Source organism: Duganella sp. SG902 (assembly GCF_013376005.1).
Taxonomy (GTDB): domain Bacteria; phylum Pseudomonadota; class Gammaproteobacteria; order Burkholderiales; family Burkholderiaceae_D; genus Rugamonas.
On sequence record NZ_JABMJK010000027.1, the window covers coordinates 22,140 to 34,319 of the forward strand.

Here is a 12,180-nt window from a genome sequence, read left to right on the forward strand (position 1 = left end):
CACGTTTACGAACTGGCAACGACCGGAAAAACCTTCACAAAATGGCCTCGATTGACGAACTCAAACGCCTCATTGACCTGCGCGACCTGGCGGACCGCCTGGGCATGAAACAGGGCAAAGGTGGCGACGACGCCCTGTACCACTCACCACACCACCCGGACAAAAACCCATCGTTGTCCATCTTCGTCAACCACCCCAAGCACGGCACCGGCTGGAAGGATTGGAGCGCGGACGAGGGTGGATCCTGCGTTGACCTGGTGATGTACGTGAATGGCTGCACGCTGTCCGAGGCCATGCGCTGGTTGCACGAAACCTACGCCATTCCGTTCAGCACGCCCGACCGCAAGGACCAGCCGAAGGAGCCCAAGAGCCGCGCGGAATACATCGCGGACAAGGCCCTGGCCGAGAAAGAGAACTGCCGCGCCTACCTGAACGGCCGAGGCATCAGCAACGACGCCATCAACGCCGCCTTCCGCGCCAACACCCTGGGCTATAACGCTTACACCAGCCCATCCAAGGCGCCAGGCAGCGTGGGCCACGGCGGCCCTGGCGTGGCCTTCATCGTCCACGCACCTGGTACGCGCCGCGTGGTGGCCGTGGACATGCGCTACTTCGATGCGGAGCTGAACGGCGGCGTCAAGACGCAATGCCAGGGCGAGAAGGACGGCTACGGCTGGACTTCGGATCCGCGCAAGCTGGAGCGCGCAGAAACGGTGTATATCGTTGAAAGCCCCATCAACGTGCTGTCCATCGACACTTGCAACAAGCCCCGCGCGGCCGCTTTCGCCATTCGCGGCATCGCCAACCTGGGCCTGATCGACTGGACCTTCCTGCGTGGTAAGCAGGTCATCATCTGCCTGGACAATGACCAGCCCTTCCCCGAAGGCCACCACCGCGCCGGCCACCGCCCTGGCCCGGAAGCGATGTGGGATCTGTATGACGTTCTGACCGCGCTGAACATCAGCGCGCTGCTGGTGGACCAGGCGGCGTGGGAGGACGACAAGGGCGAGCCGATCAACGATGTGAACGACTACCTGCAGGCCTATGATGCCCCCAAGCTGGCCAAGGCGCTGGACGAGTTGGAGCCATGGTTAATCCCTGGCCTGCCTGGCGATGCCGGCGTCCAGGGGAAAAAGCGTATGCACCTGCCGTCGCACGACTTCGCGCAGTACTGGCGCTACCGTGTTCGGCCGGACTTCACCTACTACATCAAGCGCAAGGAATCCGGCGATGATGACGATGCGCCGTTGCATGAAGACCTGTGTGGCTTCCGCGTGGCTTCGCTGTCCCGCGTGAAAGTGGCTAGCGCCACGTCGACCATGACCGGCGATGTGGATTCGTCGCCCACCGTGTTCTTCTCTGTCACCGTGCAAACGGCACACAATGGCGCCGAGCTGGTGCGCGATGTGATGACCGCCAAGCAGCTGAACAACCTGGCACAGTGGGGCCAGTTCGGCGCGATCTATGAGCCTAAGCGCTTCTCTCGTATGCTGAACATCGTGGCGCGCACGGCGCACCTGGGCGCCCGCAACGCCGCCAACTTCGTGGGCCTGGCCTGGCTGGACGGCCGCCTGGCCGTCAACGAGGGACCGGACTGCTACTTCACGGCGCCGGAGCAGCAGTGCCCCTATTCCAACCTGACATTCCCGTCCGGCCCACAGCAGGACGCCGCCAAGGTGATCCGCGCCTACCAGGCCACGTTCCTGAACAACGCCGCTGCCCTGCCCCTGGTGTGGGGCCTGGGCGGGCACCTCAAGGCCATCCTGGGCTTCTGGCCGCACCTGACCATCCAGGCCGACAAAGGCGCCGGCAAAACCACGCTGACCAAGGCCATGGAACGCACGCTGGCCATGACCATGTTTTCCGGCCAGTCCCTGGAAACGGACTACCGCCAGCTGACCACCCTGTCCCATACCAGTCACCCCGTGGGCTGGGAAGAATTGAGCGCCAGGCGCCAGGACGTGATCGACAAGGCCGTGGGCTTGCTGCAGGAGGCCTACCAGTACACCGTGACCAAGCGCGGCGCCGCCATGACCCAATACATGCCGTCCGCCCCGGTCCTGCTGGCCGGCGAAGACGTGCCCGTGCGCAGCCTGCTGGGCAAGCTGGTGCGTACCGATCTGAACGGCCGCAAGGGCGTCAAGCTGCCGGCGGATCTGCCCCGCTTCCCGCTGCGCCAGTGGCTGCAGTTCCTGGCCGAGCTGAACAAGTCCGAGGTGCTAGCCAAGTACGACAAGATCCAGGCCTACGTCATGCGCCACAGCCGTGGCGCCGAGGGCGACGACGGCGCCACCCGTATGGCCGGCAACTACGCCGCCATCCTGCTGGCCTGGAGCTACCTGACCGAGTTTGCCGGCATGGACTGGCAAGAGGGGGATTTTGAGAAGAACGTGGTGGCGGAAATGAACCTGCATATTTCCGAGTCCACGCAAGACCGCTCGCCATGGGTCTGGATCATGGAAACGGTGCTGTCCGAAATGGACGCCGGCCGCTTCCATCACCCGAACCGTTTCGACAAGGTGGACGGCGAGGCCTGCCTGCTGATCCGTCCGGCCCACATCATCGACCACCTGGCCACGTCCACCCATCTGCGCGAGAAGTGGAACGGCCTTCCGGTCAAGTCCGCCAACGTGTTCAAAAAGCAGCTGCGCCAGGCCGGCGTGATCCAGGGCGACACCGAGGCCGAGCGCACCATCGGCGGCAAGCGCGTGTCGCACCTGGTCCCGCTCAACCTGGCCGCGCTGGCCAAATTCGGCCTGGCCGTGGCGGTGCGCGACGATCCGACCAAGGACTAAGAGGGGAAAGACATGACAGGATCCTGCATAGGCTGCAAACACCTGACCGTAACGCCCAGGAAGACGCCAGGCGACAAGGAAATGGACGAGTTTTACCGCAGCATAGGCTATGGCCGCTGTCGCATCGACCGGGAAGCGGCGCGCTGGTTGCGTGCCGAAGCGCCGCGCGACTGCAGCAACCTGGTGGCCATCGACGCCGCACAGATCGAGGCGCGGCGGCGCCACCTGGTCAAACACCAGGCATAAAAAAAGGCCACCGTCCTGGTGGCCTTTGTCTTTGGGCGGGCGCCCTACTTCCGCTTCGCTTTTTCCTCATCAATCATTCTCCGCATGGCCATGCCCGTGGCGGCCGCACGGCTCAAACCCATGTTGGCGGCCAGCTGGTCGAATTCTTCCAGGATGCCCGGGTCGAGCGTCATCGTGACCGGTTCCTTGCGCTTGCGCAGCGCGCGCGGCAGGGCTGGCGCCGACTCCGCGGCCGCTGCCGGCGCCGGCGCCGCCGCTACTGGTGCGGCCGGCTTCTCGTCCGGCGCGTTGCTGATGAAGGCGGCGGCCTGTTCCTCAGACAGTGCTGGCCTGGTCGGCTTCGTGGGGATTCTGCGTTGCTGTGTCATTGATGTAATTCCTATGTTGGTTTGATGTATAAGGGGCATCATGTTGATGTACACATGATGCAAACCCGATGTATCAGGACTGGCTGAATTCCAGAATGTACTGGACCAGCTTGGCCACCTCGTCGCGGGCCTTCTCGTCCACCGGCTTGTACTCCTGGACGTTCAGGCCGGCCGCGCTGGCGCGGTCGATGGCCACCCGGTTCCCGACGCGCACCGGCGCCACCGGGAAGCCCAGGGCTTCAATGTCGGCAATGGCCAGGGCATTGTCCGAATTCTTGCCATCGTCCGACTTGGCCATGTTCAGGAACGGGATGACCTTGATATCGCGCAGCTCCTGGGCTTCCTTGACCAGCTCGACCATGTTCTCGTAAGCCCACAAGTCATAAGCACGCGGGGCGAACGGCACCACCAGGACGTCCGTGACCGTCAAGGCCGCGCGCAGCGCGCCGGAATCGCGCGCGCCTACGTCGATGATCGTGTGGTCGAACTGCGGCGACTGCAGGCGCACCTGGGCGCGCAAGCTGCCGCCGTCCGACAGTTCTGTGGCCGCGATCCCTGGGAAACCGGCATTCAGGCGGTTTGTCAGCGACAGCAGGGCCGAGGTTTGTTTCTTGTCGCCATCGACCACCCAGGGGCGGAGGCCTTGAAGGGCAAAGCCGGTCGAAATCTGGACGGTGCTGGTGGACTTGCCCACGCCGCCTTTGGTATTTGCTACCGTAAAAATGGTCATATCATCCCTACCCTATGTTGATATCAAGTTGATTTTAACTATACGTCAAGGTTACATCAAGTCTGCATTGTGACTGCATTACATCATTCAAGGTGCGGATCCTTGCCGGCGGCGAACGCTTCCACGGTCTGCAGCACGGCCTGGTAGGAGTCCAACAGCTCATGCACGGCCTGGCGCACATGCACCACCTCGCCACGCTCACAGTCCTTGCTGTGCAGCTGGGCCGCAATGGCCTTGGCCTGTGCCCAGGAAAAGCTGCGGGCCAGGTGTGGTTTGCAAGGGCGCGGGTTGAACACATGCACGCCGTCTTCCGTCGCGTCAAAGGTCAGACAGACTTTCTTGAAGCGCACTACGTAGCCGCCGGCCAGCTCCATGCTGTCCAGGGCGGCCAGCGCCTTCTCGTACTCCACAATCGCGTCTTTGGTTTCTTGCAGCAGGTCTTTCATGGCGGATCCTCTCGTCTATGCCCACGCATGGGCAGGTTATGGGCTATGTATAAACTACATCGTCTATACATCATCTATACATCAACTTGATGTGCAAGTTGCGGCAACAATACATCAACTTAATGTATATGGCAAGTTGATGTATGTTTGATGTATAGATTTCGCAACGACGAGCTGGCCAGCTGCGGCGGCCGCGCCAGGCCTGGCCAGGGTGGACCAGGGGCCGCGCACCTGTTTTTTCTTTGTCGAGGTACACACAGCACAAAAAACCCGTGGATTGAGGGGGCATTTACAGCTAAGTCTTTGATTTTGGAGCAACTACCATCCACGGCCACCCCTCGTTTTTCCACGAACTACCCCCGTTTTTCCACGGGTTTTGTTCCGGCTCCCACCGCCTGCCCCGCCCCCCTTCTTCTTCTTCTTTCTTTAAGTTATTGAAAAGAAAGAAGAAATAAGGCAAGGAAGAAAAGAAGCCCCACGCGCACCGATCCACGGGTTTCAGCCTGTTTTCCACGACTTTTCCCAACTGCCTAATTTTTCATCCACGGATTTTTCCCGTGGAAACACCCATTTCCGTGGATTCCACGGAATTGCAAATTGAACAGAATCAATGACTTAGGCGTGAATTCCAGGCAATCCACGGATCCACGGCGTTTTCTCCCTGTGCCGGCGTTTGGGACTCGATCCCTTCCAGGCCCTGCACCTGGTGCGTCAAAACCACCGCTGCGCGCATCAATCCGCATCAAAAGCCGGCAGGCCGGAACGGCAAGAAGCCTTACAGCTGGCGGGGTCCGGCCAAAATCGGCCGCTGCATCATTTCCGAGGGGTCGAAATAAGCCGGAGGCGCGGAGGGGCCTCCGAAATCCCGGCAAGGGGTATGCCCTGGGAAGCCACCAGCGGCCCTACAAGCGCTTCGGTGCTCGCGGGGCGTCTAAGGACGTGCGTGCAGCAGATCGGCGCTCCTGATGCGTCCTACCGCGTCCCAGGGCTATCCACGCCCGCCGATGTTGCGAGTAATGACCACGATCTTTCCTGGCATAGATCGGCGCCAACGTTCAGCCCTACCGCGCGCCCGCCGGCGCTTGGTTCCGGTCGCAATCGCGCTGCGCGCGACGCTGACGCGCCCCTCCGGGGTTTCGCCGGCTGCGTTAGAGAGGTTTTCCCATGAATGGGAAACCAGGCCCGCGCGCTGGCCAGCGGCCGCAATGAGGCCGTTACCTGGCAGACGGGGTTGATCTTGGTGTGTGGTGAGGTGACGAGCTGGGCGCCGCGTCCCGAGAGGGCGCGGGGTTTCGGCCAGCGTGAACGGGGCGCAGGTGCCCGTAGCCCTCGCCGGGGTTTGGCGAGGGTGAGCCGGTAGGAGCCGGGCCGGTAGGCCTTGGCCGCTTGCGGCCAACTCCGTATCCCGGCGAAGGTCTGCGCAGCCGTCCCGTGGCGGTTGATCTGAGCATGTTGAGGCTACAAGGCCGGCTTGCCGGCCGTACCTTGTGCGCCGCGAAGCGGGGCAGTCTCATTTTCTAAGTCCCTGGACGCGTCGGCGCGGCCTATCCAGGCGCTACGCGCGAGGGAACCCCAAAACCTACGCATGGGGGAAGCCTTCCCCCTAGCCCCCTGGCGTTAGAGAAAGAGAAGGAATCGTCGTATAACCCGCATGGATGCTAGAAGTGACCGTAAATTTCTTGACGTTGACCGTAAATTTTTTGCATGAATCGGAAAGAATAGTGGCTTATTATTTCGGTTGATGCGTAGAAGGTTTACCGCCTGACCGAAGAAATAAGGCCTTAACTTTTCGCTTTATGCGTGGTACGATCCGCCCATCAACGAAAGAATAAGGAGTAAAAGATGGCGCAGAAAAGAGAACATAACGTCGCTGGTGCGCGTACCGGCCCTAGCCTGAAAAGCCTGACCTACTCGGCCGACAAGAACCCGCTGCTGGCGCCCAATGCCATCGAAATCAAGAAACGCAAGGTGCAAACCGGCGTGCGTGAGGAACCCACAGCAGACGGCGGCACGCGCGTGTCAGCTATCCATGAAATCATCGAGAAGGACGAAACCGAGTTCGTCAAGGTGTTTGCCGATGGCGTCAAGGCCGCGTTTGGCCTGAGCCGCACAGCATACCGCGTGTTCCAGCTGGTCCTGCAGAAGTACCAGGATGAACCGATGGTGGGCGGCTACGCCGATTCGGTGTACTTGGCCTGGTTCGATGGCGGCCTGTCCGGCGTTGATGTTGGCATGACAGACCGCACATTCCAGACCGGGCTGCGCGAGCTGCTAGGCAAGAACTTCCTGGCGCCCCGCCTGCCCAATGTGTTTTGGGTGAACCCTAGCCTGTTCTTCAAGGGCAACCGCGTGCTGTTCGTTCGTGAGTATGTGAAGAAGAACAGCGCGGACGCTAAACGCCGCGCCGAGCTGGAAGGGCAAGGGCAGGCGCGTATTGCAGGCATGGAGTAAGGCGCCGCCCTGGTGCTTATTTGGACGCGGCTGCGCCCGCGTCCAGGCTGTATTCGGTGAACCTCACCACCTCATCGCCCAGCCAGTCGTTCAGCTGCAGGAACCGGTCTTGCAACGGCTTAATCTCATTCCGACCAAACACACGGGCTGCGGTGGCCGGGTCACTGAACCCGCCCGTATTGCTCGGCACCACGCCCAGCAGCTGCGGCGGGATCCGGTGCGCGGCCAGCATGTCATCACGGCTCACATTCTTGATGTTGAAGAACTCGTCCTTCGCGGTCACTTCGGACACGGGCAGCAGCTGGATGCCGTCCTTTTTCCCATTCGGTGCATACATGAACAGGTTGCGGAAGTTGCCCGGTCCCTTGCTGTCCTTCAAGGCCTGGCGTAGCGCGTTGACGTCCGCTTCGTTGTGGGCCGGATCCGTCATGTAGAGGATGAAGCCGGCGTGGGATCCGTTCTCATAGTAGCGCCGGCGGAACAGGGTGGCCGATTCGTTCAACCAGGCAGAGTGCAGGGCGCCCAGGTATTCCGGCAGGCCATACACTTCCTGGTTGATGTCGGGCGTCATCAGGTGGAAGACCGCCCCGGTTTTGAATTCGTGTTCTTCGCCAGAGCCATCCAGGAAGAAGTATTGCCCTTCCTGCAGGCCGCGCCGCGTGTACTTGGCCATCGACGGCGCCAGCTGCAGCGGGTTCCCCAGGCGGCTGTCCCTGCGCTCCAGGTAGCTGTTACCGAACGCCACCTGGTCGAGCGCGAAACGGCCGAACGCTTCCCGCGACAGCAGCTTGTGCGGGATGAAGGTGGACGCCAACACATTGGCCTTGAAGTACAGGGCAGAGGCGTGGTGCGTGCCGGCGCGGAACGACTTGGCCAGGCCGCCGAAGTTGACCGGCGGTTCGTACCAGCGGCCGTTAGACAGGCACTCCACATAGTTCAGCATCTCCGCGCGGTCCATGACGGGCGTAGGATCGCCAAAAGTGAAGGCTTCGATATTGGCGGCCGTGCTGGCCGCTGCAGGCGCTGCAGCAGCTGCGGCAGCGCGGTGTTTCTTGGTCATGTGGAAAACTCCAGGATTGAGGTGTTGGTGGCCGTGCCGCCTTCCAGCGGTTCGTTGCCCATGGCGTGCAGACAAGCCCAGGCCAGGTCGGCGTGTCCGGTTTCCTGGCTGTAGCCTGCGGTGTATGTGACCTGGCGGCCGCTGGCCGTGACGGTCTTGCGGATCGCCAGGAAGGCGGCCGCCAGATCCGTCCAGCCGGCGTCAAACTCCAGGCGGCCGGCGCCGATGACGGACAGGCCTTTCAGTACCAGGCGGCCCTTGACTTCGGCCGAGTATTGAAGCGGCACCACGGCCGGATAGAACTGTTTGACCAGCTGGTGAACGCCGGCGCCGATGCCGGTTGTGTCAATGGCCATGTAGGTCACGTTGTACTGCTGGCAAATTTCCTTAATGCTCTTGGCCTGCGCTTCAAAGTCCATCCCTCGCCACTGGTGCTTGGCCAGCACGCGGAATTTGCCACCAGGGACCGCCGGCGGCGCCAGCACGATGCATCCGGCCGAGTCGCCGGACAAGGCCGGGTCATAGCCGACCCACACGGGCCGATGGCCGAAGGGACGCAGCGCCAGGAACTTGACGTCCTCCCACTCTTCCCAGGTATCGACCATGCAGCGCTGCAGGTCCGCAAACTTGAAGATGGACGCCGTGTCGTCAATGAACTGGCACATCAGCAGATTGGCGTATTCCTCTGCGCTGTACTCCATGCTCAACTCGTCCAGGTCGAACAGGTTGCAGCCGGCGGCGTGCGCGTCTTCCACCGTCACGATCTGGCGCCACTGGCGGTCCTCGCACATGCGGCCTTGTGCCAGGGCGCTGTGCGACACGTCCAGGTGAATATGCTTGGACTTGTCGCGGCCACGGTTGAAGTGCGAGCCATCCCAGAACGGATAGGCGCTGTGACTCATGGCGGACGGCGTTGAGAAATACGTCTTGCGCCATTGCTTGTGCATGGCCATGCCGGACGCCACCTTGTTCAGCTCCTTGAACTTCGGCACCCAGAAATATTCATCGAAGTAGAAATTGCCGTGGTAGGACTGCGCCGTGCGCGCATTCGTGCCCAGGAAGTACAGGGTTGCGCCGTTCGGCAGCACCATGGGATCGCCGCGCAGTTCGACGCCGCAAACCTCTTTGGCAAACTGGATGATGTATTGCTTGAACACGTGCGCCTGGGCCTTGCTGGCCGACAGGAAGATCTGATTGCGGCCAGTCTCCAGCGCATCGAGCAGGGCCTCGCGGGCGAAGTACCAGGTAGCGCCGATCTGGCGCGACTTGAGAATGTTGCGTGTGCGGCGGTCGCCCTGGCGGTACCACACCTTCTGGTAATCGAACAGCGAGTCAATAAAGGCTTCGCGGATCTTCTCGACCTGGTCTTCGGAGAATTCGTTTTGCTCGCCCTTCTTGCGCTTCGCGTCCTTACGCTGCAGGTTCGGGTTAAGGTCGCTTTCCTTCCCGGTCTGTTCGTACATTTGCACCTGCGCCGAGTGCTTCATTTGGCGCATCAGCAGGTCAATCTCTTTGAAGTCGCGGCCTTCCTTTTCCGGCTTGGAGATAAGCGCCACCAGGCGCGTTTCGATGCACGATTCGATGCGCTCCAGCGGCGTGGCCTTGTCCCACTCGTCGCGTTGCTTCCACGATTCCACCGTAGCGCGCTTGATGCCCAGGTGGCGCGCAATGGACGAAATGCGCCAGCCCTGCCAGTACAGGGCACGGGCGGCGCGGCGCGGGTCAAATTCGTCTTGTTCGGTGGCGGTGTTTTCGAGCATGGACGAAGCGTAGGGCCACGCGCGCGTGAGGGCATCAAGGCGTCGGCGTGCCCGCTGCCGGTACAGCGCGCGCACGTTGAGCGGGAGCGCGCGACAGGACAACATGGCCATGGTCAACACCATTAACCCTGTTGGAGAAAATATGATCCGCAAACGTCACATCACGCTCACCCTGGCCGCCATCGGCCTGCTGGGCCTCACTGCCAGCGCGCACGCCGCCACCGGCGTACACATTCCGATGGCCGGCGCCGCCGATGCGGCCAGCCTGGGCCTGATGGGCCTGGGCGCTTTCGGCACCGTCGCCACCACCGGCACCGACAACCACGCCGACAAGACCAAGATGTTCCGCATCGCCAAGGAAGGCGCCACCACGGACGGCCGCACCATCGAGCGCGCGTGGCTGGAAGAAATGGCCGCCAGCTATGACCCGGTCAACACCTACGGCGCCCGCATCAACCTGGAGCACATCAAGGGTTACACCCCTGACAGCCCGTTCAAGGCCTACGGCGACGTGCTGGCCCTGGAAACCCGCGAGGAAGCGGACGGCAAGCTGGGCCTGTACGCCCAGATCAAACCCACCGCCGACCTGGTGGCAATGACCAAGGCGGGCCAGAAGGTCTACACCTCGTGCGAAATCAACCCGAAGTTTGCCGACACCGGCAAGGCCTACCTGGTCGGCCTGGCTGTCACCGACAGCCCGGCCAGCCTGGGCACCGAAATGCTGGCCTTCACGGCCAAGAACCCGGAAACCATGGCCAAGCGCAAGCAGGCGCCGGACAACCTGTTCAGCGTGGCCAGCGAAGAACTGGTGCTGGACATGGAAGCGCCAGGCCTGGGCACCGTGCTGCTTTCTAAGGTCAAGGCGCTGCTGGGCAAGGCCGAGAAGGAAAGCGGCCAGGCTGACGCCCGCTTCGCGGACGTGAACGCCGCCGTGGTCGAGCTGGCCACCCACACCACCGAGTCGATCAAGCAGCTGACCGCCACCACCACCGAGCAGGCCAAGACCATCAAGGAGCAGGGCGACAAGCTGGCCGAGCTGACCGCCAAGCTGTCGGCCACTTCGGACGGCACCCCAGCGCGCCGCGTGGCCACCGGCGGTAGCGGCCAGAACAAGACCGACTGCTAACCCACAGCACCATCCCTCATTTACCGGAGAAAGCACTATGCAGAACAAGACCCGCCTGGAATTCAACGAATACACCAAGGCCATCGCCCAGCTGAACAACGTGGACGACGCCAGCAAGAAATTCAGCGTTGCACCATCGGTGCAGCAAACCCTGGAAAAGCGCGTGCAGGAGTCCAGCGACTTCCTGAGCAAGATCAACGTTGTGCCTGTCACCGAGCAGAAGGGCGAAAAGCTGGGCCTGGGCGTGGGCGGCACCATCGCCGGCACCAAGGACACCACCCAAGGCCCGCGCGTGCCAAACGATCCTTCCAACCTGATCGGCAAGGACTACGAATGCACGCAAACCAACTTCGACACCGCCTTCCGCTACAACAAGCTGGATATGTGGGCGAAGTTCCCGAACTTCCAAACCCAGCTGCGTGACGTGATCGTCAAGCAGCAGGCGCTGGACCGCATCATGATCGGCTGGAACGGCGTGTCGCGCGCTGCCACTTCCGACCGCGTGGCCAACCCGCTGCTGCAGGACGTGAACAAGGGCTGGCTGCAGAAGTACCGCGAGGAAGCGCCGGAGCGCGTCCTGGACGAAGGCGCCCACCCTAACGAAGTGCGTGTTGGCGCCGCAGCTGGCGCAGACTACGAGAACCTGGACGCCCTGGTCTTCGACGCCACCAACCGCCTGATCGACCCGGTACATGCGGAAAACACCGAGCTGGTGGTGATCTGCGGCCGCGCGCTGCTGGCGGACAAGTACTTCCCGATCATCAACAAGGACCAGGACGCCAGCGAGAAGATGGCGGCGGACGTGATCGTTAGCCAGAAGCGTATCGGTGGCCTGCCGGCGGTGCGTGTTCCATTCTTCCCGGCCAATGCGCTGTTCATCACCACCCTGGCCAACCTGTCGATCTACTACCAGGAAGGCGGCCGCCGCCGTGCCGTGATCGACGAACCGCCAAGCGACCGCGTGGCCAACTACGAGTCCAGCAACGACGCCTATGTAGTGGAAGACTTCGGCGCCGGCGCCCTGGTTGAAAAAATCAAACTGACCTGGGCGGCTTGATGAAATCCCCGGCACAACGCCATTTTGAGCGTGTGACGGCGGCAAAGGCGGCTGCGGCCGCCGCGCCGGAGGCCACCATGGCCGGCGCCAGCGCTTACGAGCTGATGCTGGTCAAGCTGGTGGCCGACCGGCGCCGCCTCA

The 12,180-nt window shown here is 62.2% G+C and carries 10 protein-coding genes; 5 read left to right on the plus strand and 5 right to left on the minus strand.

The features are described 5' to 3' along the window. Positions 1-41: 41 nt before the first annotated feature. Entirely contained in the window at positions 42-2,795 is a 2,754-nt protein-coding gene (locus FHW83_RS29700; RefSeq protein ID WP_176649966.1) for a toprim domain-containing protein, read from the plus strand. A 12-nt stretch (positions 2,796-2,807) separates the two neighbouring features. Further along, entirely contained in the window at positions 2,808-3,041 is a 234-nt protein-coding gene (locus FHW83_RS29705; protein WP_176649967.1) for a hypothetical protein, read from the plus strand. Positions 3,042-3,085: 44 nt separating this feature from the next. Here FHW83_RS29705 and FHW83_RS29710 read toward each other — a convergent pair whose 3' ends face one another. From FHW83_RS29710 to FHW83_RS29720, 3 genes are all read right to left on the minus strand, one after another. Next, positions 3,086-3,409 carry a hypothetical protein gene (locus FHW83_RS29710; protein WP_229224414.1) on the minus strand — a complete coding sequence of 108 codons (324 nt, stop codon included), beginning with the start codon at positions 3,407-3,409 and terminating at the stop codon, positions 3,086-3,088. Positions 3,410-3,482: 73 nt separating this feature from the next. Then, positions 3,483-4,139 (minus strand): AAA family ATPase, encoded by a 657-nt coding sequence (locus FHW83_RS29715; RefSeq protein ID WP_176649968.1) that lies wholly within the window; start codon positions 4,137-4,139, stop codon positions 3,483-3,485. An 83-nt stretch (positions 4,140-4,222) separates the two neighbouring features. Further along, positions 4,223-4,585, minus strand: coding sequence for a hypothetical protein (locus FHW83_RS29720; RefSeq protein WP_176649969.1), 363 nt, complete (start codon positions 4,583-4,585; stop codon positions 4,223-4,225). A gap of 1,842 nt (positions 4,586-6,427) precedes the next feature. Between FHW83_RS29720 and FHW83_RS29725 the strand changes: the two genes are divergently transcribed. Then, positions 6,428-7,036 carry a hypothetical protein gene (locus tag FHW83_RS29725; RefSeq protein WP_176649970.1) on the plus strand — a complete coding sequence of 203 codons (609 nt, stop codon included), beginning with the start codon at positions 6,428-6,430 and terminating at the stop codon, positions 7,034-7,036. Positions 7,037-7,052: 16 nt separating this feature from the next. Here FHW83_RS29725 and FHW83_RS29730 read toward each other — a convergent pair whose 3' ends face one another. After that, positions 7,053-8,096, minus strand: coding sequence for a phage portal protein (locus tag FHW83_RS29730; protein ID WP_176649971.1), 1,044 nt, complete (start codon positions 8,094-8,096; stop codon positions 7,053-7,055). Then, entirely contained in the window at positions 8,093-9,856 is a 1,764-nt protein-coding gene (locus FHW83_RS29735; protein WP_176649972.1) for a terminase ATPase subunit family protein, read from the minus strand. Before FHW83_RS29735 ends, FHW83_RS29730 begins: the two co-directional genes overlap by 4 nt. Before the next feature lie 142 nt (positions 9,857-9,998). Here FHW83_RS29735 and FHW83_RS29740 point away from each other — a divergent pair, with 142 nt between their 5' ends. Further along, positions 9,999-10,982: a GPO family capsid scaffolding protein gene (locus FHW83_RS29740; protein ID WP_176649973.1), complete on the plus strand. Its 984-nt coding sequence runs from the start codon at positions 9,999-10,001 to the stop codon at positions 10,980-10,982. A 37-nt stretch (positions 10,983-11,019) separates the two neighbouring features. Beyond that, positions 11,020-12,039, plus strand: a complete 1,020-nt coding sequence (locus FHW83_RS29745; protein ID WP_176649974.1) for a phage major capsid protein, P2 family — start codon at positions 11,020-11,022, stop codon at positions 12,037-12,039. The last annotated feature ends 141 nt before the right edge of the window (positions 12,040-12,180 follow it).

Excerpts from the sequence above, each read along its gene's own strand:
- FHW83_RS29730 (WP_176649971.1), bottom strand. The coding sequence starts at position 8,096 with ATGACCAAGAAACACCGCGCTGCCGCAGCTGCTGCAGCGCCTGCAGCG.
- FHW83_RS29740 (WP_176649973.1), top strand. The coding sequence starts at position 9,999 with ATGATCCGCAAACGTCACATCACGCTCACCCTGGCCGCCATCGGCCTG.
- FHW83_RS29720 (WP_176649969.1), bottom strand. The coding sequence starts at position 4,585 with ATGAAAGACCTGCTGCAAGAAACCAAAGACGCGATTGTGGAGTACGAG.
- FHW83_RS29700 (WP_176649966.1), top strand. The coding sequence starts at position 42 with ATGGCCTCGATTGACGAACTCAAACGCCTCATTGACCTGCGCGACCTG.
- FHW83_RS29725 (WP_176649970.1), top strand. The coding sequence starts at position 6,428 with ATGGCGCAGAAAAGAGAACATAACGTCGCTGGTGCGCGTACCGGCCCT.
- FHW83_RS29710 (WP_229224414.1), bottom strand. The coding sequence starts at position 3,409 with ATGACACAGCAACGCAGAATCCCCACGAAGCCGACCAGGCCAGCACTG.
- FHW83_RS29735 (WP_176649972.1), bottom strand. The coding sequence starts at position 9,856 with ATGCTCGAAAACACCGCCACCGAACAAGACGAATTTGACCCGCGCCGC.
- FHW83_RS29705 (WP_176649967.1), top strand. The coding sequence starts at position 2,808 with ATGACAGGATCCTGCATAGGCTGCAAACACCTGACCGTAACGCCCAGG.
- FHW83_RS29745 (WP_176649974.1), top strand. The coding sequence starts at position 11,020 with ATGCAGAACAAGACCCGCCTGGAATTCAACGAATACACCAAGGCCATC.
- FHW83_RS29715 (WP_176649968.1), bottom strand. The coding sequence starts at position 4,139 with ATGACCATTTTTACGGTAGCAAATACCAAAGGCGGCGTGGGCAAGTCC.